Origin of the sequence: Pricia antarctica (assembly GCF_900101815.1) — a bacterium.
Taxonomy (GTDB): Bacteria; Bacteroidota; Bacteroidia; order Flavobacteriales; family Flavobacteriaceae; genus Pricia; species Pricia antarctica.
The window spans coordinates 264944-290934 of sequence record NZ_FNAO01000008.1; the positions used below are offsets into that span (position 1 = coordinate 264944).

Below are 25991 nucleotides of genomic sequence, written 5' to 3' on the forward strand. Positions count from 1 at the left end.
AGGTTTATTGACAGATGATAATAAACCCAGAAATGATGTAATGGATAATGGATGCTGATAATGCTGATATTCCAAATAAAAATCTCTTTTAGATTTCATTTACATCAAATAGAAGGCTTTTGAGATCTTTCCAAAAATCAGGATAAGATTTGGACACTACCTCGGCATCGTTGATGACTAAACATGTTTTTAGGGCCAAGGGTGCAAACGCCATTGCCATTCTGTGGTCGTTGTATGTATCTATGGCCACGTCTTTTTTTATACTGGTCGACGGGCGGAGTGTCAACGCTTTATCCGTGACCGAAATATCGGCGCCCAATTTGGTGAGTTCGGTATGAAGGGCCTCTAGCCTATCGGTTTCCTTAATTTTTAGGGTGTGAAGTCCTGTAAGGTGACAACCGATTCCCAAGCCGAAACAAGTGACCGCAATGGTTTGCGCGATATCCGGGGCATTGGCCAGGTCACAGTTTACCGTAGTCAATTCACAGTCGGCGGTTTTTTTTAATAGGATGTAATTATTTGAGAAGGAAGTCTCTACGCCAAAATCCGTGTAAATATCGGAAAGAACGCCGTCGCCTTGCAGACTATCTTTTTTATAGGCGGAAAGTTTAATTTCACTACCCACATCGCTTAAGGCTACAATACTGTAATAATAGGATGCAGAACTCCAATCCGATTCTACGGTCAAAACGGTCGGCGCCACCTTCGCCTTCGGGGATACTGTGATGATATTGTCCTCGAAGGTACTTGCTACCCCGATCTGGGACAACAACCCTAAGGTCATTTTTATGTAGGGTACGGAGGTTATTTTTCCGATAAGCTCGAGTTCAAGTCCGTTTTCAAGACTTGGCGCAATCAACAATAAGGATGAAATGTATTGGCTGCTGATATTGGCCGGAAGGCTGACCCGATTTTTAACTAGTTTTTTTCCCTTTATACGTATCGGGGGATAGCCTTCGTTTTTTTCGTAGGCAATATCCGCACCTAAACTTCGTAAGGCCTCCACCAAAACTTTTACGGGACGCTCGGTCATGCGTTGCGAGCCAGTCAGCGTAACTTCTTTGCCTTCTTGGGATGCAAAATACCCGGTTAAAAACCGCATGGCGGTGCCGGCGTGGTGAATGTCCACTACTCCATTTTCAACCTGCAACCCCTTTTCCATAACTTGTGCATCATCGGAATTGGATAGGTTTTCTATGCTAATTTCAGGATATAGGGCACGGAGCAACAACGAGCGATTGGACTCGCTTTTAGAGCCGGTGATTTGAATGCTTGCAGTGATATGGTTATTGGGGTGCTTGGAAAGATGTAGTTTCAAGGTCTTGATTTCTTTGATTATTGTATTCTGTAACAGTACTATTCGAGAAGTTAACAAATACATTTTGTGAACTCTGCACTTTCTTCACGTCTTTGCGATAAATTTAAAAATCAAGTTCGCCAAGAATGCTCACGGGGCGCTAAAATTTCATTCCATAAAGTAACGTCTAAAATAGTAAGCATGCTAACAAGCTTATTTCAACTTTTCATTATTCTGGTGCCGGTCGTGGTCACGTTTTGCTTTTAGCTTCAATTTTTTATCGAAGGCTTCCTGCAAATCAACTCCCGTTTGATTGGCAAGGCACAGTACGACAAAGAGGACATCGGCCAGTTCTTCGCCCAAGTCTTTGTCTTTATCGGATTCCTTTTCGCTCTGTTCCCCATACCGGCGGGCAATGATGCGTGCTACCTCCCCCACCTCTTCGGTAAGCTGTGCCATATTGGTGAGTTCATTGAAATAGCGAACGCCGTGTGCTTTGATCCAGCTATCTACCTCTTGTTGTGCCTTTGTTATGCTCATTATTCCTTGTTCTTGGTATCGATTATAATGGTAACGGGACCGTCGTTCAACAGATCAACCTTCATATCGGCCCCGAAAATTCCGGTGCCTACTTTTTTGTTCAAATCCTTCTCTATTTTTCGGATAAAATTTTCGTAGAGGGGTATTGCCACATCGGGTTTGGCTGCTTTGATATACGATGGCCGATTGCCCTTTTTGGTAGAGGCATGTAACGTAAACTGGCTTACTATAATGGCATTACCATCAATTTCTAAAAGTGATTTGTTCATCACTCCGTCGGCATCGTTGAAAATTCGCAGGTTGACAATTTTTCGGGACAGCCATTCGATATCGGCATTGGCATCTGCATCCTCGATACCCAATAGAATTAAAAGCCCGGACTCTATTTTCGAAATAATTTTGCCATCCACCGTGACACTTGCCCGTGATACTCTTTGGATTACAGCTTTCATCTGGTAAATTCGGTATTTGAAAATATCCCCGTCATTTATATCCTACAAATTATGATAAACACGTAACCTGCAAGCGTTACTTAGTATTAATTATCGGGAATCGATTTCTCCATAAAACATCTTTTTAAGTCATCGGGCCTTAGTCATCGGTCATTCGACCAATAATCACTTCTGCCCATGAATGTCGATCCTATAATTCTCATCCTCCCCCGTTACCATTTGCACATAGCTGCGGTATCGGCTCCACGAGACCTTCTCATTTTCCAAGGCATCCTTGACGGCGCATTGCGGTTCGTTCAAATGCAGGCAATTGTTGAATTTACAACCGTCCTTAATGGCGAAGAACTCTGGAAAATAGTCCCCTATTTCTTCCTTTTCCATATCCACAACACCAAAACCTTTGATACCAGGGGTGTCGATGATACGACCTCCGAAACTGAGATCGTACATTTCGGCAAACGTCGTAGTATGCTGCCCTTGCAAATGTTGCTCTGAAATGGCGGCTGTTTTCAGGTCCAAACCGGATTCCAGAGCATTGACCAAGGTAGATTTTCCAGCTCCTGAATGCCCTGCGAACATGCTGGTATTTTCCTTCATCAACCCCCTGACTTTTTCAATATTTTTACCTGTCAGGGCCGATATTCCAATACACGTATGGCCAACCTCGCGATACAGGGCGGCCAAAAATTTAATCTCGCCCAGTTCTTCTTCATTGTATGTATCGATTTTGTTGAAGAGTAGAACTACAGGAATATCGTAAGCCTCGGCAGTCGCCAAAAAGCGATCGATGAAAAGTGTGTAAGTGGTCGGATTGTTAAGCGTCACCAATAGAAACACTTGATCGAGATTAGCGGCAATGATGTGGGTCTGTTTCGAAAGGTTGACCGATTTTCGAATAATATAGTTCTTTCGGTCTTCGATAGCTGAAATCGTACCTACCTCATCGTCGCCCAATTGCTCGATCTCGAACCGAACCACATCGCCAACGGCAATCGGATTGGTGCTTTTGATGCCCTGTATACGGAACTTGCCCTTGATTCGGCATTCGACAAACCTACCGTTTTCGGCCTTTACACTATACCAACTTCCAGTGGATTTATAGACGGTTCCTTTCATGCCAATATCCTATCAAACATAACTACGCTTTGTACGCCTAACGGCAGTAAAGCCATTTTTTCCATTAGCCGTTGATCACCTTCTCCTGATGATTGATCGATTCTTGGTGAATGGCCTTGAAGAGTTTCAAAATAAATTCTTCGCTCAACCCCTTGGTTTCGCCTTCCAAAATCATTGCGCCCAAAATCTCGTTCCAACGGGTGGATTGCAAGACGGCTACGTTTCTTTTCTTTTTCAAGGCTCCGATACCGTCGGAAATCTTCATACGTTTCCCCATGGTTTCGATGATCTGATTATCCAGTACATCTATCTGCGCCCGTAGGTTGCTTAATTTGGTATTGTATTCCGCCTCAGGCGAACTTTCTTTTCGAATTCGCAAGTCACGCATAATCTGTTGTAAACGATCGGGAGTCACTTGCTGGGCGGCATCGCTCCAGGCATTGTCGGGATCTTGGTGGGTTTCTATCATCAGACCATCGAAATTCAGGTCTAAAGCCGTTTGGGAAACATCGAAGATCATGTCTCGCTTTCCAGTGATATGCGACGGGTCGTTAATAATGGGCAAATCGGGGAAACGGGTCTGCAGATCAATGGCCAATTGCCATTCGGGAATGTTTCTGTATTTCGATTTCTCGTAGGTTGAAAACCCGCGATGGATAACCCCTAACTTTTTGATATTCGCGGTGTGCAAACGTTCGACCGCCCCCAACCACAAGGAAAGATCAGGGTTTACGGGATTTTTGACCAATACCACCTTATCCGTGCCTTCTAAAGCGTCTGCAATTTCCTGAACGATAAACGGACTCACCGTTGACCGTGCCCCGATCCATAACAGATCGATATCGTGTTCCAGCGCCAGCTCAACATGGGCGCGATTGGCGACTTCGGTCGCCGTTTTCATTCCTGTTTCCTTTTTGACCTTTTGTAGCCATTTGAGACCCAATGCACCAACGCCCTCAAAATTTCCGGGGCGGGTACGGGGTTTCCAAATACCGGCGCGGTAGTAGTTGACATCGGTGTCTTTGAGGCTATTGGCGATTCCCATTACCTGTTCTTCGGTCTCCGCACTGCAAGGCCCTGCGATTACCAGTGGATGATCTAGGTTCATATCGTCTAACCACGATCTCATTTCTTTTTTGTTTTCCATTTTCTTTACTGTTTAATTTTCGTAATTTATTGTAAACTTTCGAAGTAGACCTACAAGGATCGCTCGTGCCTCGCTTATACTTTGAGAGTCACTTTTTAAATCTTAATTTCACTTATTCAAAGGTATCCCTTTCAAAATTTCCTTGATTCGGTTGGTGTCGTTCATTTCGTTGTAAATACCCTCATAATCATCATTTTCTAGCAATTGTTTGAATTCTTGGAGGTTTTGAATGTATTCATTTAGCGTATCCAAAACATTATCCTTGTTGTGCTTAAAAATAGGCGTCCACATGGCGGGCGAGCTTTTGGCCAGGCGTACGGTGCTCTCAAAACCACTGCCCGCCATGTCAAAAATATCGCGTTCGTTCTTCTCTTTTTCAATTACGGTCTTTCCCAACATAAAAGAACTGATGTGTGACAAATGCGACACATAGGCAATATGCTTGTCATGCGCTTCTGGATTCATATAACAAATGCGCATACCCATCTCGTGAAAGAGATCCAAAGCTTTTTCCTGCAGTTTAAAGGCTGTTTTTTCTACTTCGCAGATGATATTCGTCTTTCCGGCGTATAAATTTTCGATGGCTGCGGATGGTCCGGAAAATTCCGTTCCGGCAATAGGATGTGCGGACAAATAGTTTCTTCTTTTAGGATGATCCGCTACCGTTTTACAGACCAGACCTTTGGTAGAGCCACCATCGAAGACCACACAATCGTCGTTCACGGCATCCAATATTTTGGGAAGCTCCACGACCATGGCATCCACGGGAACCATTACGATTACCATATCGGCGATATCGAGTTCGTCATAGCTCGATTTAACATCGATAATGCCCAAAGTCAAAGCCTCCTCCTCATGCGCCGGATTGGCATCTATCCCATAAATCTTAGCTTCCGGACGTAAGCGTTTGATATCCTTTGCGAAAGAACCCCCGATCAAGCCGATACCGATAATGAAAATTTTCATTTTTTATAGATTTTTGACCCTTCGATTGCGCTCAGGGTGAAAGGTTACCTACTTATGATTCGTTTTTGCTCAAAATCTCGCTATGGCCTCCCGAATCTTATCCTCGGTAACACAAAGCGAAAACCGGATATAGCCCTCGCCATTGCTTCCGAAAATCGTTCCGGGCGCAATGAAAATATGCTTTTCGTATAATACCTCATCGATGAATGCTTCTGAAGATTTACTTCCTTCGGGCAACTTGGCCCAAACGAACATTCCGACCGCTTCTTTATCGTAAGTGCATTGTAGCTTGTCGGCCAGTTCAAAAATCAAATCCCTTCTCTTTCTATAGACTGTATTCAATCCATCGAACCAAGCCTCAGCACTATTCAAGGCGGTAATCGCCCCTTTCTGAATGCCGTAGAACATTCCTGAATCCATATTACTCTTCACTTTCAAAACGGCATCGAGGTGTTCGGCGTTGCCGAGAACCATGCCGACCCGCCATCCGGCCATGTTGAAGGTCTTGCTTAGGGAATTGAGTTCCAAGGCGACCTCCTTTGCGCCATCTACCGACAGAATACTCATCGGCGTTTCATTCTGCACAAAACTATAGGGATTATCGTTGACCAGCAAAATGGAATTCCGCTTGGCAAAGGCCACTAAGTCTTCAAATTGTTTCGCATCGGCCGTTGCTCCGGTCGGCATATGCGGATAGCTGACCCACATTAGCTTTACTTTGGACAAATCGTGTTGCTGTAAAATTTTCAAATCGGGAAACCATCCGTTTTCCTCGGATAAGTCATAATATTTAGGTACCGCCCCCACCAACTTCGTGACCGAGGTATACGTAGGATAGCCCGGATTCGGAATCAGTGCCTCATCCCCAGGGTTGAGAAAGGCCAAGCTAATGTGCATGATGCCTTCCTTAGAACCCATTAGCGGCAGTATTTCGTTCGTTGGATCGGCATGGACACCAAACTTATCCCTATAGAATCCGGAAATGGCTTCCCGCAATTCGGGAAGTCCCTGATAGCTTTGATACTGGTGCGCCCCAGCATCTAATACGGCGTTCTGAATACTTTCTAAAATCGCTTTCGACGGCGCCAGATCGGGGCTTCCTATGCCCATGTTTATGATTGGCCGACCTTTGGCCATAAGGCCGCGAACTTCCCGCAACTTTTTTGAGAAGTAGTATTCCTCAACGGTCTGTAACCTATCCGCCGTTCGTATTTTAGAAGCTGTCATATCCTTACATTTTTATATTCCCCCAAAACCTTAAAGTCTTCCGACATGATGTCCAACAAGGCTTTTGCCTTCTCAAAATGGGTATATCCCTCGAAAGTAACATCGACGAAAAAGGCATATTTCCATGGGGTCTCGATAATCGGAAGGGACTGTATCTTGGTCAGGTTCAGATTACAATCGCTCATTACATTGAGCACGGCAGCCAAACTGCCGCGTTTATGGTCGGTCACGAAACGCACGGAAGCCTTATTGATTTCCTTCTTGGGAATTACCTTGTTTTTTGTACTGACAATGATAAATCGGGTTGCATTGTTTTTAATCGTCTGAATCCGTTCCGCTACGATGTCCAAATCGTAAAGATCGGCCGCTACTTCGGGTGCGATTGCCGCAATATGCTTCAATTGCTGCTCTTGGATGCGCTTTGCAGTTTCAGCGGTATCTACATCCTCGACTAATTTTATGTGAGGATAATCCCGGAAAAACTCCTTGCACTGCAATAAGGCCATAGGATGCGAACGTACCTCTTCGATATCGCCAATCTTTCGTCCCTTCAGCACCATCAGGTTATGATTGATGTTCAAATAATGTTCTCCTATAATATGCAAATTGTTGTGGTACACCAATGCATAGTTGGGAATAATGGAGCCAGCAATCGAGTTCTCAATGGCCATTACGCCCATATCGGCAGTTTTGTCCAACAATCGATCGACCAGGTAATCGAAAGACATGCTCTCGACCAGCTCGGTATCATCTCCAAAAAATTCTCGAACCACCTGATGATGGTTAGAACCTTTAATTCCCTGTATGGCTATTCTTCTTTTCATTGTTTTTTCACCGCTCCCTTCAGAAAACGGGACGTTTGTATGCTACGCTTAGCGAAAAATTAAATTTTGTTTTCGCACATGTATTTTGGATTTCGTTCAAAAAAAAGTCCCGCTTTCGGCGGGACTTCATTTGTCTATATGTTCAAATATATCACAACAGCCCCGCTTCTCTTTTAAAAAAGAAGTAAAAAAAGAAACCGTTATAGAAATATTGTTTCGACATGGTACACTTAAACTTTGGCTAAAGTAATAATTTTAATTATAAATCAAATCCTTTCGAACTATTTTTTTAATTTTTGGCGTTATTAATTGGGTAAGACAAATACCTTAACTTTGAACTATGGCAGCTATACTTCAACATTTTAAAATCAATCAAATCGAAAGTGCATGCACTTTTTGAACTCGAATCACTCTAGACAATTGCGAAATGAAGGTAGCGGAACTTGCCATCCAAAAAATCAAACGTCAAGTTAGATAGCTATGTCCATAACCGTCAAAAACATCACCAAATCCTTCCACAATCAAAAAGTACTTGACCATATCTCCTTTGAATTAAAAAAAGGAGAGATAGTAGGTTTTTTAGGGCCGAACGGGGCGGGCAAGTCTACTATGATGAAAATTCTGACCACCTATCACCCAGCGGATGAAGGCGAGGCCAAGGTCAATTCTTTTGACGTTGTTACCGAAAGAAAGAGCGTTCAAAAAAGTATCGGATACCTGCCCGAACACAATCCATTGTATTTGGATATGTATGTAAAAGAATATTTGGCATTTAATGCCGAAGTGTATAAAACCGATAAAAACCGGATTGCAGAGGTCATCGAACAAACGGGACTCACCTCTGAAGACCATAAAAAAATAGGACAGCTTTCCAAAGGATATCGCCAACGCGTCGGATTGGCAGCAGCGCTGTTGCACGACCCCGAAGTCTTGATCCTCGATGAACCTACAACGGGACTCGATCCTAACCAATTGTTGGAAATCAGAAAACTAATCCGCGGAATCGGTAAAGAAAAGACCATCCTACTTTCGACTCACATCATGAAAGAAGTGGAAGCCGTTTGTGACCGGGTGCTGATTATTAACAAAGGCATTTTGGTAGCGGACAAGAAACTTTCCGACCTGCGCAACGATGAAGAACAGATTATCGAGGTGGAATTCGATTACCGGATAGAGGAAGCTTTTTTAAACCAGCTACCCCATGTTACGCGCGTAAAAAACCTTGTTGGATTCCTTTATGAAATTACCTTTGACACTTCAAAGGATATGCGACCTGCAGTTTTCGATTTTGCCCACGACAACCAACTCAAGACCTTACAGCTCAGCCGGAAAAATAGGAATTTGGAGAGTTTGTTTACAGAGTTGACCGGGTGAAAAATTAGGGGAAAAGAAGTACTTTTGAAAAATACAAATAGAACTCATTTTGACTGTTTCTTTTACCTACGAATAGCAGATTTGGAGGCCCTATTTCCTCATTTTTGGAAACCGTAGCCCCGCTAACCTGCTAAAAAGTGACTTCATCTGACCTCAAAAGCCGATATTCTCGGTTCCAGACAATGCCTCTAAATGAGTTCATACCTAAGAAACTGCTTCCCCTAAAAATTTTGTTTCCTAAAATCTACACCATTAAAACTTCAACGCCAACCCTGTACCGTTTTGATTGCTAACAGGGACTAGGTGAAATGAAGTGCCATTACCAACGCTATCGTTGTAATCTAAAATGGCCATCCGTTTCTTATCGGATGAGGCTTTAAAAAATATCATCCCTACAAGTCCGGTGCCGGCGGCGGCGATAATAGGGCCTGTCAGAGGCTTGTTCTGATCCAAATTGCTTACGAGCCAAATTGTAGAACCCAAATTGGCCAATCCGAAGCCCAGACCTCCCAATGCCAGTTTTTTCGATTTTTGCCAGTTCGCCTCGGCGACTTGGCTTTCCATCATAATCTTGTTGACTTCTTTCCAACTCAGTTTAGCCTTATCTTGATAGAACTGCTCGCCCCAAGAGCCGGGGAAGACAGTAATTTCTTGAGCGGAAAGGTTCGTAGAGAATATGGCGATTATGCCCAGAGCCAAAATTGTTTTTAATGTTTTCATAACAATGATTTATATTTCGTTGAACGAAAGTACTAAAAACCTTAGACAACTTTGACTTTTTCGAAACGTATTTTATTTCAAATGGTTTTCGACACATCAAACCGCAGCTTTTGTAAGGACGAACAATTTGAAGATTAATCCATCAAGTTCAACTTTAGGGTCACCGTCGCGTTTGGTCAAGTATATTTTCTGCTCTGCGGATGCAGTATGTCTCAGATTGACCTGACCCGAGATGTCGGATTGGGAATTAAGAATTTATCCTATCCGTCTGTAATTTTGTAGTGGTTAATAAAGCGTCTACCACATCATCTAATTCTCCCTGAACCTTCGGATCCGTACAATTCACCAAAATGGCAAAAACCATCCTCTCTTCAGGATATACGAAAAAGTTGGAATAGCCCCCTACACCACTTCCGACGTGTCCATAATATGGTCTTCCCTTGGTATCTGCGCTAACTTGCCAGCCCAGGCCGTAGTAAATGGGTTTACCCTTCACGGTCTGGGAGGTCAAGAACTGCGAGCGTATGTCTTCGGGTAGGATTGTCCCATCTAAATATGCCTGTCCCAATTTAGCGATGTCCGCGGATGTGGAGAGATAGCCTCCGCCCGCCAATTTGTAAAAGTTGTTTACGGGGATGGCAGTTCGGAAGCCTAGACGGTTTTTGGAGTAGAATTTTGTCTGGTCTTGCCTGTTTTGTCCGCTAAAAAATGCTGTCGACTCCTCGTCACGAGGCGCCTCCCCAAAACCTCGAGTGCTATTGGGATGACATTCTGCGAACGTATTTTCCAATTCCAACGGATGCAAAACTTTTTGCCGTACATATTCTTCGAACGGTATACCGCTTGCCTCTTGCATGGCCAGCGAAACCAATACCCAATCAAAGCTGTTATAGAAATAGCCCCTGCCCGGCTCAAAAATCAGGTCGTCATCCTTAAAAATAGCGATACTTTCCTTGATGGTGTAGGGACGGTTCAAGCCATATTCGACACCCTTATAACCGCGGATGCCTGCGGTATGGCTCGCCAGTTGTCGGATGGTGAAATCCCATTTTTTCTTGGGATAATAGGGTACATATTCGTAGAAGGAAATATCTAAATCAATACTACCGTCGAAGACCATACAGGCCAAAGCCGTAGCAGCAATGGGCTTGGATACGCTTGCGATACGGAATATTGTTTTTGCGGCATCAACGGGAATTTTCCTTTCCAAATCGGCATAGCCGTAGCCTTTTTGCAGCAGGGTTTTTCCTTCCTTTAAAACCGTAATTGAAAAACCAGGTACTCTTTTCTCGTTTATTAAATTATTTAGAACCGTGTCCGCTTTGACCAAGCCCTTCAAAGTCGGATCATTACCAATGACGCGCTGTTGGGCAAAAATGCTTTTAAGATAATTTTTAATAGGGTTCATTGCATCTGAAATTGCCAGTTAAACGGCATTAAGGCGTCGTTCGCGCGGCAATCTGTAATATAGTATTGAATCTCACCTAAAAATTAACCGCCCTTTATATAGCGCCTCGACCGCCACGGTATCGGGTCGATTCGAACTGATAACATCACCGGTACCCCGTATGGTGCCGCTGATATTGCGTTGTGGATTTACGAACATATCATTCGCCCCCCGGTGGTTCAGGCTAACGCTCTGGGCCGTTAAATTCCCCGCTTCGATACGCGAATCCCCCGCAGCAATGGTCAACCGGAGGTTCTCGGTCTTTCCTTTCAATTGAAAATAGGCGATACCGTTGACCACGACGCCCAAATTTTGAGTGTCTACCTCCAAATCGAACTCCCCATCCGTTGTTTCGGATTCCGGATTGTTAAAACTTTCGGACAACAAAGTCAAGTTCGCATAGGCCAACACGCCATCGCTTTTAATCAACTGACCCGTACTACTACGAATTTCAGTGATATTCGGGGAAGTGATATAAACAGTGGTCAAACCATATTCGCGAAAGTAATTGCAGTCATTGGTATCTTTTATCAACAAACGATCACCTTCTACGGTTGCGGATACTTCATCACGCAGATATTCTCCCGTGGCTATCTCGACCTTCTGTACGCCGCCTTGTTTTAATACCAAGGCTACATTTTCGAAGACGGTGATTTTCGTAAACTCGGATAGAGCGACTTCCTCACGGATAAGATTTCCCGAATTTTGTAAGCAATCGGGCGCATTTTCGGTGTTGCAGCTCGCGAATAAAAGTATAAAAATTATATAGACGTGGTTTCTGTACCCCGGGAAAAACGAACTTTGGTAGTTCCTTTTATTTATTTCGACATGACCATTGAGGGAAGCTACCGAATTCTCGGGATTGTTGTTCTTTTTCAACGTTGCAACACCTTTGACCGATACCCCCCTCTGCCAACCTATAAGTCGTGCCTTCCTAGTCGGTGAGCCCTCAAGCGGGGATGTATTTCTCCCCCTACGTAAAATCCCGATTTTCATTCCCATTGGTTCTTTAACTCCTTTCCGTTTGCACCCCTTTCCTTCCCATTCTAATCATTATAAGCGTACACCAATTCCAAATTCCACGGCTTCCGCGGCGGCACCGTGCGATTTAAGGCTGATGACACCGAACACCCTATCCCCAAAATAGCGCTTTAAACCGAGCCGATTGTACACCCGTCCCTCAAAATCAAATGGATAGTATACGTAGTACCCCAATTGGGTTATTATGGATAGCTTGTTTATAAACAGCTCGTGGCCAACAAAAAGTCCGACTCTTTTGTAATCGGTACCGGCGGCGATGTTGTTTTCTGGGAATGCTATGGATTGAAATTCGATTAATTCTTTAAGGAAATTACTGAAAAACACATCTGCACCTGCTTGAACGGCGCTTTTTCTGCCCAGACGTTTGTCGGCGTACCCTGAAAAAATAAAGAAGGGGTACTGCCCGTGCCCGATATTGTCACTTTCGTTGGCCCCGCCCCTAAAGACCAGATTATATTTGATGGGTTCTGTAATCTTCACTTTTTCTTTTCGGATGTATTCGGTTTCAGCCTGCTCTAAAGTATAAACCAATCCCGCATTAAAAGCAATCGTATTGGTCGAGGTATTGGGAGCCTTCACGTTGGCATTGGAATAATGTATGATGGAAATACCCGTCTTAAAACCCAAATTTTTATAGATATTTTCTTTGTGGTAATTGAACATCATAAAGGAGGAACTCAAAAAGCGAGATCCATAGGCGTTGTTACGAAAATTAGTATTTCGGTCGTAGGGATTTGTGGTGTAGGCAATTCCCTGTCCTATACGGAACTGGAGATTCCGCTTAAAAAAATAAAAATTGAAATGAGCGTACAGGCTATAATTTTTTCCCAAAGTAGGGTTGACCATATCCTGATAGATAAAGGATGCTCCTAAATCGGGATAGTTATAGCCTTGTTGCCAATCTTCCCGGCCATAGGTTTTTCGGCTGTATCCCAGAATCAATCCTGCAGGATGCGCGGTAATTAAATGGGAGATATCTGGATTGTGTAAATATATCGAACCATAAAAGGTGTTGGCATCGAAGCTGTAGTTATTTTTCGTTGCACCCTCTTGGGCGAAACAACATCCTGCAACAAACAAAAACAAGAGAAATACCCGTTGGCTCATGGGGCGCAAATATAGGTACGAATTTTAAAACACCTTCTCGGCAATAGCTTTTATGTTATCCGATTTTCCCATGGAGTAATAATGCAGTACGGGAACACCCGCCGCTTTAAGTTCTTTGGATTGCTCGATACACCACTCCACCCCTACTTGGCGTACGGCCTTGTTATCTTTACAGGCATCCACAGCGTCTATCAAGTCTTGAGGAATATCGATACGGAATACCTGGGGCAGCAACTGCAAATGGCGTTTTACGGCGATGGGTTTGATACCGGGAATGATTGGTACGTTGATGCCCATTGCTTTGGCGGCATCGACGAACTCAAAATATTTTTGGTTGTCGAAGAACATTTGGGTGACCACATAGTGGGCCCCGGCGTCGACTTTTTCCTTTAAGCGTTTTAAGTCCGATTGTAGGGAGGGTGCTTCCAGATGTTTCTCGGGATAACCCGCCACCCCGATACAGAAATCCGCACAATGTTCTGTCTCGACCGTGTCGTGTAAGTAAGTACCGCAGTTCAAATCGTGCAATTGCTTCACGAGTCCCGTAGCATATTCATGCCCGCCTTCTGCCGGCTTAAAATATTTTTCATCTTTCATGGCATCGCCCCGCAAAGCCATCACGTTGTCGATGCCGAGATAATGGCAATCGACCAGCACATATTCGGTTTCTTCTTTCGAAAACCCCCCGCAGAGCAAATGTGGCACGGTATCGACATCGTATTTGTGACGTATGGAGGCGCAGATACCTACCGTGCCGGGGCGCATACGGGTCAATTTTTTGTCCAGAAGTCCGTCGCGATCGATATAGACATATTCTTCTCGGGAAGTGGTCACATCGATAAACGGCGGTTTGAACTCCATTAAAGGATCAATGTTATCGTAAAGTTCCTGAATTCTATGGCCTTTTACAGGCGGAATGATCTCGAAAGAAAATAAGGTCTCTCCTTTGGCGTTTTTTATATGATCGGTTACTTTCATGTTTGCTGCCCCGTTCCTTCGGGGGATTTCAAAATTCTTGGTTCATATACTATTTGGGCGTCCGGGCGGGCTTTCCGCTATATTTTTTTTGCCAAAAAGCAAAAAAAGATGCCGCTGCAATCCCTGACGCACAATTTCGCTTTTGTTCGACTTACATTGTTTAAGAAACCTTCTGGGTTTTGCAAATATATTAATCGTCGGCCATATTGGGCGCCAACCATTTCGTCGCCTTTTCCAGGGATATCCCTTTTCGTTCGGCGAAGTCCGCTACTTGGTCTTCCTTTATTTTACCGAGTCCGAAGTACTTTGCTTCGGGGTTGGCGAAATAATAACCGGAAACCGAGGAGGCGGGCCACATGGCCAAACTGTCGGTGAGCTTTACGCCAATGCGTTCCTCGACTTGCAACATATCCCAAATGGTCAATTTTTCTAAATGATCGGGACACGCGGGATAGCCCGGTGCGGGGCGGATGCCCTTATATTTTTCACCGATAAGGGCTTCATTGTCCAATGCTTCGTTTGCCGCGTAGCCCCAATGTTTCATTCGGACTTCCTTATGCAAATATTCGGCGAAGGCTTCGGCTAGACGGTCCGATAGTGCCTTTATTAGTATCGAATTGTAATCATCAAGATCTTTTCGGTATTTCTCCGAGAGTTCATCGGTACCGAAACCGGTGGTGACGCAAAAACAACCGATATAATCTTGTTTTCCCATTTCTTTGGGCGCGATAAAATCCGCCAGGGCGAAATCGGGTACGCCTTCGCGACGTTGCAGTTGCTGGCGAAGGGTTCGGAAAACGGCTTTATGATGAGCCTCGTTGCCCCCTTGCGGAGCCTCCTCGCGCTGTGAGGGGTCGTCGACCTCATTGTTCTCGGCCGCATTCGAATCGATCTCGATTTCGCCTGCCTTGCGGCCAGGCAGGCGAGAACTGACATACGTAACTTCGATATCGTCGTGATTGGCCAAGGTATTGGCGGGAAATAATCCGAATATGCCCTTGCCCTTCAATTTCTTTTCGGCCAAGACCTCTTTAAGCATTTTTTGAGCATCCGCGAAGAGTTCTATGGCTTGCTTTCCTACGATTTCATCCTCTAAAATATCAGGATATTTGCCGTGTAGTTCCCAGCTTCGAAAAAAGGGTGTCCAATCGATAAAAGGGATTAATTTTTCCAAATCCACTTCCTCGATGACCTGAATTCCCAATTGCTTGGGCTTTACGATTTCCGAAGTATCCCAATCGATTTTAAATCTGTTGGCACGGGCCGCCGCCAAAGCTTTGTATTCCTTATGCTGGGAGCGGTTCTTAAACTTTTCCCTAAAAACCTCGTAATCCTCCTTAATTGATTTTTTATAGGCTTTAGAGGTCTCTTTTTGCAGCAGGTCGCCCACAACGGTTACCGCCCGCGAGGCATCGTTGACATGTATGACGGATTGGCTATACTGCGTATCGATCTTGACCGCGGTATGGGCCTTACTGGTCGTAGCACCCCCGATCAACAAAGGTACCGTGAAGTTTTTACGCTGCATTTCCTTGGCGACGGATACCATTTCATCCAACGACGGGGTTATAAGTCCACTCAGTCCGATGGCATCTACGTTATGCTTGATGGCCTCGTCCAATATTTTTTCCAAGGGTACCATCACTCCTAAGTCGATGATCTCATAATTGTTACAGGCCAAAACTACGCCAACGATATTTTTACCGATATCGTGAACATCCCCTTTAACGGTAGCCATTAAAATCTTACCATTACCTTCGGTGTCGCCTTCTTGGGGGTTTAAAAGCTTTTCTTCCTCGATATAAGGAAGCAAATAGGCCACAGCTTTTTTCATGACCCGTGCGGATTTCACCACTTGGGGCAAAAACATTTTTCCGCTGCCGAAAAGGTCGCCGACCACGTTCATACCGGTCATTAAGTTCCCTTCGATGACCTCGATGGGCTTGTCGGCAACTTGCCGGGCCGCTTCGACATCTTCTATAATATATTGATCGATGCCCTTAACCAGGGCCCGGGTAATTCTATCTTGTAGGGGTTCTTCACGCCAAGAAAGATCTACCTTGCTTTCCTTGGCCGTTCCTACGACGGACTCGGCAAAATCAAGCAAACGTTCAGTAGCGTCCTCCCTTCGATTTAGGATGACATCTTCGACGCGTTCCAATAAATCCTTTGGAATATCATCATAGATTTCCAACATCGTCGGATTCACGATACCCATGTTCATTCCCGCTTTGATCGCATGGTACAAAAAAGCAGAATGCATGGCCTCACGAACGGGATTATTGCCCCGAAAACTAAAGGACACATTACTCACACCTCCGCTGACATGGCAATAAGGTAGATTAGACTTGACCCATTCCGTGGCTTGGATAAAATCAAGGGCGTTGCGCTTATGCTCATCCATTCCGGTCGCAACCGGAAAAATATTAAGGTCGAATATAATATCCTCGGGCGGAAAACCAACGCGGTCTACCAGAACATCATAAGATCGTTTAGCAATGGCTATGCGACGGTCGTAGGTGTCGGCCTGACCCGTTTCGTCAAAGGCCATTACGATGACGGCGGCACCGTATCTTTTAATTAGTTTGGCATGATGGATGAATTCTTCTTCCCCTTCCTTCAAGCTGATGGAATTCACCACGCACTTCCCTTGCACCACCTGTAAGCCCGCTTCGATAATCTCCCATTTTGAGCTATCGATCATAATCGGCACCCGAGAGATATCGGGCTCGGCGATGACCAGGTTGAGGAATTTGACCATGGCTTCCTTACCGTCGATAAGACCATCATCCATATTGATATCGATGACTTGGGCACCGCCTTCCACCTGTTCGCGGGCCACATCTAAAGCCTCTTCGAACTTTTCCTCCTTAATGAGCCGCAGGAATTTTTTGGAACCGGCCACATTGGTACGCTCCCCAACATTGACGAAATTACTCTCCGGAGTTACTATGAGCGGTTCAAGTCCGCTTAATTTCAAATATTTTGATCGCGTTTTTTCCATCTATATACTTTCGACCAGCGTAGGTCTTGGATCATAATTTTTAACTAGGTTGGCAATGGCCATAATATGTTCGGGGGTCGTGCCACAGCATCCTCCGACGATATTGACCAAGCCCTTTTCTAAATATTCCTTGATCTGCTCGGCCATCTGCTCCGGTGTTTCATCATATTCGCCGAAGGCATTGGGCAGACCGGCATTGGGGTGGGCAGAAACAAAATGCTCGGATTTTTTGGCCAATACCTCCAAATGTGGCACCAATTGACCGGCACCCAAGGCACAATTGAAGCCAACGGACAATAGGGGAATATGGGATATTGAAATCAAAAAGGCTTCCGCTGTTTGTCCGGACAAGGTTCTGCCGGAAGCATCTGTAATCGTACCGCTGACCATAATGGGCGGATCGATGTCGCGTTCTTCCTTGACCTCTTCAATGGCAAATAGTGCGGCCTTGGCGTTGAGCGTGTCAAAAATGGTCTCGACCAAAAGCAGATCGGCACCACCATCTAACAAAGCTTCCACCTGCTGTTTGTAGGCGATACGCAATTCATCAAATGAAATGGCGCGAAATCCAGGGTCGTTGACATCGGGGGACATACTGGCCGTTTTGTTGGTCGGGCCGATACATCCAGCCACGAATCTAGGTTTGTTGGGCTCATTTGCAGTAAATTCATCGGCTATTCTTTTGGCGATACGGGCGGACTCGTAGTTGAGTTCATAGACCAGCTCTTCCATATGGTAATCGGCCATCGCGATCGTGGTTCCTGAAAAGGTATTGGTTTCCACAATATCGGCCCCGGCGGCAAAATATTTGCGGTGTATCTCGGCAATGGCCTCTGGCTGGGTGAGCGATAATAGGTCGTTGTTGCCTTGCAGGGGATGTTCCCAAGTGGCAAACCGTTCGCCTCGGAAATCCTCCTCTGTAAACTTGTAACGTTGCAGCATAGTGCCCATGGCGCCGTCGAGAATCAAAATCCGCTGTTCTAAAATGTCCCTGATATTTTTCATCTTTTTTCTTCTCTACTTTGACAATGCTTACTGCCCCAGACTAAACCTATCGGCTTTACTTCACCTGAAAATTATACAGCGTAAGTAAATATTTTCCGTACCTGCTCAAAAACCTTATAAGCTTGCCTAAATTCAAACCGGCCGACAGGTAATTGTATTAAGTATCAAGTAAAGTAAGGATAGACAGCATGTCTTTTTCTAAGTTATCTGTCACGCCTTTGGCGGGATAGAACGTAGCACCTTCTTTAAGTAAAGGGTTGCTAAGGCTTCATAGGGTCTAATCCCTCCGCCTTTCTTGATAACGTTTCAATTTTTTGAAAGAACTCACTGCAAATTAACGATACAGGTAGATGAAAAGCAAGGAAACTTGCCTGTTTTTGGTAGTTTTCTGGGGGTCTCGCTTGGTATTCCCGACAATTGGAAGAGATCATGGCAGGCCTTACCGGAACCGATTGACCTGCCCACCACAGACCTACGAGTAGGCCTCGTGCGCGATACTATCTTGCAAATTCGTGAATCGAGAAAAAATACGTATCAGGTCTCTTTAAAAATTAGGCAATACTCTGCACCACCTCTTTTTTCGCCTCTTTTTTAGAGCCATCGAATCCGGTAACACCGCCTACCGTGGTATACTTCATCACGTAGCGTTTTCCAGGATTTATAAGTTGATACGCAAACTGGCACATGACGGCAGCCTCGTGAAATCCGGATAAAATCAATTTTAATTTGCCCTCATAGGTGTTGACATCACCTATAGCAAAAACACCGGGAATATTGGTCTGATAATCTTTGGCATTGTTGACCTTGATGGCGTTACGTTCGATTTCCAGTCCCCAATCACCGATGGGGCCCAATTTTGGGGAAAGACCGAACAGGGGGATGAAATTGTCGACCTCAACATAAGTCTCGCCTTTTTCCGAATCGTTATGTTTCACCACCACGGCCTCTAAATGTTCGTCTCCATATAGTTTTTTGACTTCGGCTTCAGTGAAAAGCCTAATTTTTCCTACTTTGGCCAGTTCGGCCGCCTTTTCGACGGAATCCAAAGCCCCTCGGAACTCCTTTCTACGGTGTACCAAAGATACCTCTGAAGCTACATCGGCCAAAAATATGGCCCAGTCCAAAGCGGAATCGCCGCCACCGGCAATCAATACCTTCTTGTTCCGATAGACCTCGGGGTCTTTGACCATGTAGGCCACGCCCTTATCCTCAAAATCGATAATGTTCTCAATGGGCGGTTTTCGGGGTTCGAAAGAACCCAAGCCACCGGCAATAACCACAACGGGAGCTTGGTGTTTTGTGCCCTTGTTGGTCGTTACGATATAGGAACCATCGGCTTGCTTATCCAAGGTTTCGGCACGCTCGCCCAAGGTAAATCCGGGTTCGAAGGGCTTTATCTGTTCCATTAGATTATCGACCAAATCGCCCGCCAAGATTTCCGGGAAGGCCGGAATATCGTAAATGGGTTTCTTGGGATAAATTTCTGAGCATTGCCCACCGGGTTGTGGTAATGCATCAATCAAATGACACTTCAATTTCAACAATCCCGCTTCGAATACGGTAAAAAGTCCGGTTGGGCCTGCGCCTATAACTATAAGATCTGTTTTAATCATTTTTAAAAGTTTTACCTACAAAGTATTCGATTGAAAATATGGACTAAAGAATCATGTCTTAGTACGCCATATCAACTTCTTTGTATTCATTATATTTTTGGTGGATTTCAAGAATTTGCTCCCTATGCCTTACCACCTCCCCAATAACAATAATCGCCGGATTGGCCAATTCTTGCCGTTGGACTTCCCTTTCTATGGATGCTATCGTGCCTATGCCTACTTTTTCATCTTTTCGGGTGCCGTTTTGAATGATGGCAATAGGCATTTCCGATTTTCCTTCCGTTTTGAAAAGTGCTACAATTTGGGATAGTTTTGACATGCCCATCAAAATGACCACCGTAGCACTGCTCTTGGCCGCCAAACGCACATCGTCGGACAATTTATGTTCTTTGGTGGTACCCGTGATAACCCAAAAGCTTTCCGCTGCGCCCCTCTTGGTGACGGGAATGTTTTGCGCGGCCGGCACCGATAAACAGGAGGATACACCCGGCACCATGGCTACATTTAGTCCGTGTTCGGCGGCGTATTCCATTTCTTCTGCGCCCCGGCCGAAGACAAAAGGGTCTCCGCCTTTGAGACGTACGACATGGTCTTGCGATTTTCCCCGGCTTACGATCAGCTCGTTGATTTGTTGTTGCTGGTAGGAATAGCAACCCTTTCGCTTCCCGACAAAGATATGCTCGGCCTGCGGTGCATACTCCAAAAGTTCGGGATTCACCAAGGCATCGTACAAAACCACATCGGCACTTTTCAAAGCTTTTACAGCTTTTAGGGTGATGAGTTCTAGGTCACCGGGACCTGCCCCGATGACGGTCAAAAAACCTCGGCCTTGGCTTGGGCCATGACCAGCAATTTTTTCATGCACTGCCTTCGGGATACTATTTTCTATATTTTTTTGTTCGTTTTTCTTCATAACCCCTATACTTCCGCCAATTCTTGTTCCCTGAATTGCTCTACGGATTTCAGAAATCCTTTCGAATCCTTTAAGTAGTTTTTTGCAAAGACTTCGGTGGGCTCATTTGTTTTTAGTTGTAAGACCAAAGCTTCGAACCCACCTGCAACCGGGATTCTACCATTGGCAACGAATTTTTCGTCGAAATCTTTTAGGATACTGGCATGGGTATTGACTTTTACTTTTTCGGAGGTCAGCAACGCCTTTGCAGAATTGACCATCGAGGAATACGAATGGTAGATGCTCGCCGCCCATTTTCCTTCATCAAGACTTTCTTGCGCATTTTGAATCTTTTCTTCGCTTTCGAACAGCAAGGTTGCAATGAGATCGATGACCACGCCCGCACATTCACCTACTCCAATAGCTTTTTTGTATCGCTCCGTGTTGCCCCAGTCAATAAAATCTTCGGGTGTCAAGTTATCTGTAGCCGATAACGGGGTCAAGAAATCATAGAAATACATTTGCCCCTTTTCCGCGTAATAATCAGCGTAGGATTTTCCGTTGCCGTTTTGGTCGAAATCGTCCAAAATCAAACGCAAAGCTTCCGGGCCACGTTTGCTGGGCACCTTGACCACTTTGTCGGCAAAGCGGCCTTCACCGTGACCTAAATTACCGCCGCCCAATAAAACCTGTAGCGCCGGGGCGACCAATTTGTTCTTGGTTCTAACAGACATACCCTGAAAGCCAATGTTCGCCATATTGTGTTGTCCGCAGGCATTCATACAACCGCTGATCTTGATGGCCACATCGGGATTGGCGATGTACTGCGGATAATCCGCTTTGATAATCCGTTCCAGTTCTTCGGCGATGCCGGTACTGCTGGCGATACCGAGGTTGCAGGTATCCGTACCCGGGCAGGCAGTGATATCCAAGGCGGTGTTATAACCTATTTCGGTAAACCCAAGTTTTTGTAGTTCGGTATAAAAGAAAGCAAGCGATTCTTCCCTTACATAGGGAATCAAAATATTTTGACGCAACGACAACCGGATTTCTCCCCCGGCATACATGGCGACCAAATCGGCCAACAAACGGGCTTTATCCGTATAAAAATCACCCAATAGAACCTTGATGCCGATGGCCACATAACCTTCCTGTTTTTGCGGAACAAGGTTGGTCGATTTCCATTTTTCAAAGGTTTCCATATCGGAAATGCTTGTTTGGGGCACTTCTCTTTCGGCAATTTTTACGGTGGGATAGGCTTTCGCGTCAATGGGAAACGTATGGTACGGAACGGCCTTTTGCTCTTCCTCCAACAATTCCTTAAAACCGGCAAGACCTACATCCTTAATCAAAAACTTCATACGTGCCTTTGCCCTACTTTTACGTTCCCCGTAACGGTCGAAAACACGGATAACACCATCCATAAGAGGGATTATTTTATCCGAAGGAAGGAATTCGTAAAGCATATCGGCATGTCGGGGCTGTGAGCCCAATCCGCCACCTAACATGACTTTGAATCCTCTTACATTGTCCTTTATTTTAGCAATAAATCCGAGATCGTGCATATAGGATAATCCCGTATCGGCATCACTGGCCGAAAAGGATACCTTGAACTTTCGGCCCATTTCTTGGCTTATCGGATTCCTTAGAAAATAGTTAAAAAGGGCGTCCGCATAGGGGGAAACGTCAAAAGGTTCGTCGATATCAATACCCGCAGTTTCGCTGGCAGTAACATTTCGAACCGTATTTCCACAGGCCTCGCGAAGGGTGACATCGTCTTTTTCCAACTGCGCCCAAAGTTCGGGGGTACGGTCAAGGTCGACATAATGGATCTGTATATCTTGCCGTGTAGTTATGTGTAGTCGACCTCTGGAGTACTCATCGGAAACATCGGAAATTCTATGCAACTGCTTGGACGTTACCTTGCCATAAGGCAATTTGATACGGATCATCTGTACGCCTTCTTGCCGCTGGCCATAAACGCCACGCGCCAAACGGAGGCTGCGGAATTTCTCCTCGTCCAGTTTGCCTTCCTTGAACTGGTGGATTTTTCTATCCAGTTCGAGGATGTCCCTTTCGACTATCGGGTTTTCTATTTCTGTTCGGAAGCTTTGCATTTTTGTTAGATTCTAGGTGTTAGACTTGCGTGTCGGCAGACAGGTTTGGAACCTGGGATAGTTGACCAATCGCTATCTGCCAATAAATCCCGCGCCAACCGTATTATTCGATTGCATATCGATCAGAATAAACGAACCGTTGGTACGATGTTTCTTGAACTGATCGTAAAAAATCGGTTTGTTCAACTTAAAGGTGACCTCGGCAATATCGTTCATGCCCAGACTGTCGGCCTTCTCATCGATCCCGGAATAATCGGGATGAATTTTATGGTTGATGGTCGCCACTTTGGCCAGCACTTTATTAACACCGTGCTGCACCACATATTTTTTTCCTGGGATAAGATTTTCGGAATCCATCCAAGATATGGTTGCCGTAAACTGTTTATCGATGGTGGGCAAATCGCCCGCCTTGACCAACATATCGCCGCGACTCAGGTTAATTTCGTCTTCCAAGGTTATCGTCACCGATGAGCGCCTAGACGCAGTCTGGTATTTTTTATCGTGGAAATAGATTTCCTTAATTTTAGACCGTGTTTGGGATGGAAGCGCTACGACCTCATCGCCCACGCTCAACTCACCGCCGTATACTTTTCCTGCAAAACCCCTGAAATCATGATGCTCATCCGTTTTTGGCCGGATAACATATTGTACGGGAAAACGTGGCGTTCCCACATTGGAAACTGCCGCCAGATCCAGACCTTCTAGATGTTCGAGCAAGGTTTCGCCTTTGTACCACGTCATACTTTGAGATCGGTTGACCACATTATCGCCTTTTAGGGCACTGACCGGTATAAAGGTGATTTTTTGATCTTCATAATCGCGTTTGGCCATCAATTGCTCAAAGTCGGCCTTGATTCCGTTGTACCTTTCCTCGGAAAATTCTACGAGGTCCATTTTATTGATTGCCACGATAACCTCTTTTACCCGAAGCAGGTTGTTGATGAAAAAATGACGGTTGGTCTGCTCTATGACCCCCTTTCGGGCATCGATCAATATGATGGCGGCCTGCGATGTCGACGCCCCTGTGACCATATTTCGGGTGTATTCGACATGACCGGGCGTATCGGCGATGATGTAGCTTTTCTTCTTGGTCGAAAAATAGATATGGGCCACATCGATGGTGATACCTTGTTCCCGTTCCGCAACCAGACCGTCGGTCGCCAAAGAAAAATCCAGGTAATCGTACCCGTTTTTCTTACTTCTTTTTTCGATGGCCTCCAATTTATCGGTGGTCAAGGATTTTGTGTCGTACAGCAGCCTACCGATCAGGGTACTCTTGCCGTCGTCTACACTGCCTGCGGTTGCTATTTTTAAAACTTCCATTTTTTTAGTAATTAGTTGTTACTGCTAACTGCGGTGGTCAGCTGTTCAGTGCTTACCTTTTAATTGCCTACTGTACCGCCACTTTTCACAAGTTTAGCCAAGTTCGACAGATTCCCGCCAAAATTTATCCTCAGCATTTCGACTAAGCTCAATGTAAACTCCGTCGAAAGGCGGGATTGACAAAAACCATTTAAAAATATCCTTGCTGCTTCCGTTTCTCCATAGCGGCTTCCGAGCGTTTGTCGTCGATACGGGCACCGCGTTCCGAGATAGTGGAATCACGGATTTCGGCGACTACGGATTCAATATCCGAGGCTTCCGAAAACACGGCTGCGGTACAGCTCATGTCGCCCACGGTTCGAAAACGCACCATTCTTTCCAATACTTCTTCATCTTCCTCTTGATATACATAATCGGAATGCGACCATATCAGTCCATCCCTTAAAAACACCTTTCGTTTATGGGCGAAATAGATGGAGGGAATTTCTATTTCCTCTTCCTTAATATAAGACCAGACATCAAGCTCCGTCCAGTTTGAAATCGGGAAAACACGAACATTCTGTCCCAATTCGATCTGGCCGTTCAGCATATCGAAAAGTTCGGGACGTTGACTGCGCTCGTCCCATTGGCCGAAATCATCGCGTACAGAAAAAATACGTTCCTTGGCACGTGCCTTTTCTTCGTCGCGTCTTGCACCGCCGATACAGGCATCGAATTTGAATTCATCAATAGCATCCAAAAGCGTAGTGGTCTGTAGGGAATTCCTACTCGAATACCTTCCGGATTCTTCCTTGACCTTACCTTGGTCAATAGAATCCTGAACGCTTCTTACGATCAGCTCCAATCCTAATTCCTCGACCAATCGATCGCGAAACTCAATGGTTTCGGGAAAATTATGACCCGTATCGATATGCATCAATGGAAAGGGAATCTTAGCCGGCCAGAAGGCCTTTTGCGCCAGACGTACCAACGTAATCGAGTCTTTTCCGCCAGAAAACAAAAGCACAGGCTTCTCAAACTGCGCCGCCACCTCGCGGAAAATATAAACAGCCTCATTCTCAAGGGCATTGATGTGGGAAGTATCTTTCATGAAAAAGTTTATAAGTTTATGAGTTGAGGAGTTTGGTTTTTTGTCTTCGACCTGTCTATCCTCACTTTTCTATTTCTTATTATGTATGCAACCCACATTCCCGATTCTCCAAAACCTTGGTCGGATCGAAATATTTGTGTTCGTTGGGTAGATTATATTGTTTCAGATAGGCATCTAATTGGGTATCGCTCCAATAGTAAAACGGACTCACCTTCAAAACGCCGTCTTTGCTTAGACTTAAAATATCTAAAGAATCACGTAAGGCGGTCTGACCTTTTCTAAGATTGGTAAACCAAACGTCGGGTTTGTGTGCGGCCATTGCCCTTCGAAAAGGCTCTAGCTTTACCTGCTCGGTGAACTCGGCGTGCTTCGGGTCGTCGATTTGGGGAATTCCCATCACACTGTCCCGATGCGCCGTGGTCTGCTGGGGCACATACAGATCGATGTTCAGGTTCAACCTTTTGATAAGCTCCTCTGCATGTCTATAAGTATTGGGCGTATTGTAACCCGTATCGCACCAAATGACCGGAATATCGGTCTTAACAACGGAAACAGCATTCAAAATCGCCACCTCGTAAGGACGGAAATTCGTGGTCACCACAGGATGTTCCGCATGCTTTATCGCCCACGAAATAATTTCTTCCGGCGGAATACCCTTGAACTGTCCGTTCAATTTTTTAATCGATTCTTGTGAAAATCCCATAGTTTACA

General features: G+C 45.1%; 22 protein-coding genes and 1 riboswitch. Of the genes, 1 reads left to right on the top strand and 21 read right to left on the bottom strand.

Features of this window, described 5'->3' with window-relative positions:
- Positions 1-88: 88 nt before the first annotated feature.
- The 8 genes from BLT07_RS16645 to BLT07_RS16680 all read right to left on the bottom strand — a co-directional run bounded on the left by BLT07_RS16645 (position 89) and on the right by BLT07_RS16680 (position 7569).
- Positions 89-1318 carry a 3-phosphoshikimate 1-carboxyvinyltransferase gene (locus tag BLT07_RS16645; protein WP_091872310.1) on the bottom strand — a complete coding sequence of 410 codons (1230 nt, stop codon included), beginning with the start codon at positions 1316-1318 and terminating at the stop codon, positions 89-91.
- Between the two features lie 192 nt (positions 1319-1510).
- Positions 1511-1837, bottom strand: a complete 327-nt coding sequence (locus BLT07_RS16650) for a nucleotide pyrophosphohydrolase (RefSeq protein ID WP_091871951.1) — start codon at positions 1835-1837, stop codon at positions 1511-1513.
- The gene (gene dtd, locus BLT07_RS16655) at positions 1837-2289 is read right to left on the bottom strand and encodes a D-aminoacyl-tRNA deacylase (protein ID WP_091871955.1); all 453 of its coding nucleotides are present in this window, start codon (positions 2287-2289) and stop codon (positions 1837-1839) included. Before dtd ends, BLT07_RS16650 begins: the two co-directional genes overlap by 1 nt.
- A gap of 165 nt (positions 2290-2454) precedes the next feature.
- Positions 2455-3405: a ribosome small subunit-dependent GTPase A gene (gene rsgA / locus BLT07_RS16660; protein ID WP_091871960.1), complete on the bottom strand. Its 951-nt coding sequence runs from the start codon at positions 3403-3405 to the stop codon at positions 2455-2457.
- Positions 3406-3469: 64 nt separating this feature from the next.
- The gene (locus tag BLT07_RS16665; protein WP_091871963.1) at positions 3470-4552 is read right to left on the bottom strand and encodes a bifunctional 3-deoxy-7-phosphoheptulonate synthase/chorismate mutase type II; all 1083 of its coding nucleotides are present in this window, start codon (positions 4550-4552) and stop codon (positions 3470-3472) included.
- A 108-nt stretch (positions 4553-4660) separates the two neighbouring features.
- Positions 4661-5518, bottom strand: a complete 858-nt coding sequence (locus BLT07_RS16670) for a prephenate dehydrogenase (RefSeq protein WP_091871966.1) — start codon at positions 5516-5518, stop codon at positions 4661-4663.
- Between the two features lie 69 nt (positions 5519-5587).
- Positions 5588-6745 carry a pyridoxal phosphate-dependent aminotransferase gene (locus tag BLT07_RS16675; RefSeq protein WP_091871970.1) on the bottom strand — a complete coding sequence of 386 codons (1158 nt, stop codon included), beginning with the start codon at positions 6743-6745 and terminating at the stop codon, positions 5588-5590.
- Positions 6742-7569 carry a prephenate dehydratase gene (locus BLT07_RS16680; protein ID WP_091871973.1) on the bottom strand — a complete coding sequence of 276 codons (828 nt, stop codon included), beginning with the start codon at positions 7567-7569 and terminating at the stop codon, positions 6742-6744. The genes BLT07_RS16675 and BLT07_RS16680 overlap by 4 nt, the downstream gene beginning before the upstream one ends.
- 480 nt (positions 7570-8049) lie before the next feature.
- Here BLT07_RS16680 and gldA point away from each other — a divergent pair, with 480 nt between their 5' ends.
- Entirely contained in the window at positions 8050-8943 is an 894-nt protein-coding gene (gene gldA / locus BLT07_RS16685; RefSeq protein WP_091871976.1) for a gliding motility-associated ABC transporter ATP-binding subunit GldA, read from the top strand.
- A 252-nt stretch (positions 8944-9195) separates the two neighbouring features.
- On the opposite strand, the gene BLT07_RS16690 is transcribed toward gldA, so the two are convergent.
- The 13 genes from BLT07_RS16690 to BLT07_RS16750 form a co-directional block, all read right to left on the bottom strand.
- Positions 9196-9663 carry a hypothetical protein gene (locus BLT07_RS16690; protein ID WP_091871979.1) on the bottom strand — a complete coding sequence of 156 codons (468 nt, stop codon included), beginning with the start codon at positions 9661-9663 and terminating at the stop codon, positions 9196-9198.
- Between the two features lie 247 nt (positions 9664-9910).
- A complete protein-coding gene (locus BLT07_RS16695) occupies positions 9911-11071 on the bottom strand; it encodes a serine hydrolase domain-containing protein (protein ID WP_091871984.1) in 1161 nt (386 codons plus the stop codon).
- Between the two features lie 72 nt (positions 11072-11143).
- Positions 11144-12106: a head GIN domain-containing protein gene (locus BLT07_RS16700; protein WP_091872313.1), complete on the bottom strand. Its 963-nt coding sequence runs from the start codon at positions 12104-12106 to the stop codon at positions 11144-11146.
- Positions 12107-12163: 57 nt separating this feature from the next.
- Positions 12164-13258, bottom strand: coding sequence for an acyloxyacyl hydrolase (locus BLT07_RS16705; RefSeq protein ID WP_091871987.1), 1095 nt, complete (start codon positions 13256-13258; stop codon positions 12164-12166).
- Between the two features lie 24 nt (positions 13259-13282).
- On the bottom strand, positions 13283-14236 hold the full coding sequence (metF, locus tag BLT07_RS16710; protein ID WP_091871991.1) for a methylenetetrahydrofolate reductase [NAD(P)H]: 954 nt from the start codon (positions 14234-14236) through the stop codon (positions 13283-13285).
- A gap of 190 nt (positions 14237-14426) precedes the next feature.
- A complete protein-coding gene (metH, locus tag BLT07_RS16715) occupies positions 14427-17240 on the bottom strand; it encodes a methionine synthase (protein WP_091871994.1) in 2814 nt (937 codons plus the stop codon).
- Entirely contained in the window at positions 17241-18245 is a 1005-nt protein-coding gene (locus tag BLT07_RS16720; protein WP_091871999.1) for a homocysteine S-methyltransferase family protein, read from the bottom strand.
- A 200-nt stretch (positions 18246-18445) separates the two neighbouring features.
- Positions 18446-18550, bottom strand: a riboswitch (SAM riboswitch).
- Positions 18551-18796: 246 nt separating this feature from the next.
- Positions 18797-19858 (bottom strand): NAD(P)/FAD-dependent oxidoreductase, encoded by a 1062-nt coding sequence (locus BLT07_RS16725; RefSeq protein WP_091872002.1) that lies wholly within the window; start codon positions 19856-19858, stop codon positions 18797-18799.
- Positions 19859-19916: 58 nt separating this feature from the next.
- Entirely contained in the window at positions 19917-20771 is an 855-nt protein-coding gene (gene cobA / locus BLT07_RS16730) for a uroporphyrinogen-III C-methyltransferase (protein WP_091872005.1), read from the bottom strand.
- A gap of 5 nt (positions 20772-20776) precedes the next feature.
- Positions 20777-22867, bottom strand: a complete 2091-nt coding sequence (locus BLT07_RS16735) for a HEPN domain-containing protein (RefSeq protein WP_091872008.1) — start codon at positions 22865-22867, stop codon at positions 20777-20779.
- Positions 22868-22939: 72 nt separating this feature from the next.
- Positions 22940-24190 carry a sulfate adenylyltransferase subunit 1 gene (locus tag BLT07_RS16740; protein ID WP_091872011.1) on the bottom strand — a complete coding sequence of 417 codons (1251 nt, stop codon included), beginning with the start codon at positions 24188-24190 and terminating at the stop codon, positions 22940-22942.
- Between the two features lie 190 nt (positions 24191-24380).
- Complete coding sequence (cysD, locus tag BLT07_RS16745) at positions 24381-25280, bottom strand: sulfate adenylyltransferase subunit CysD (RefSeq protein ID WP_091872015.1); 900 nt, start codon at positions 25278-25280, stop codon at positions 24381-24383.
- 79 nt (positions 25281-25359) lie between these two features.
- Positions 25360-25983 carry a phosphoadenosine phosphosulfate reductase domain-containing protein gene (locus BLT07_RS16750; protein ID WP_091872020.1) on the bottom strand — a complete coding sequence of 208 codons (624 nt, stop codon included), beginning with the start codon at positions 25981-25983 and terminating at the stop codon, positions 25360-25362.
- Positions 25984-25991 lie beyond the last annotated feature (8 nt).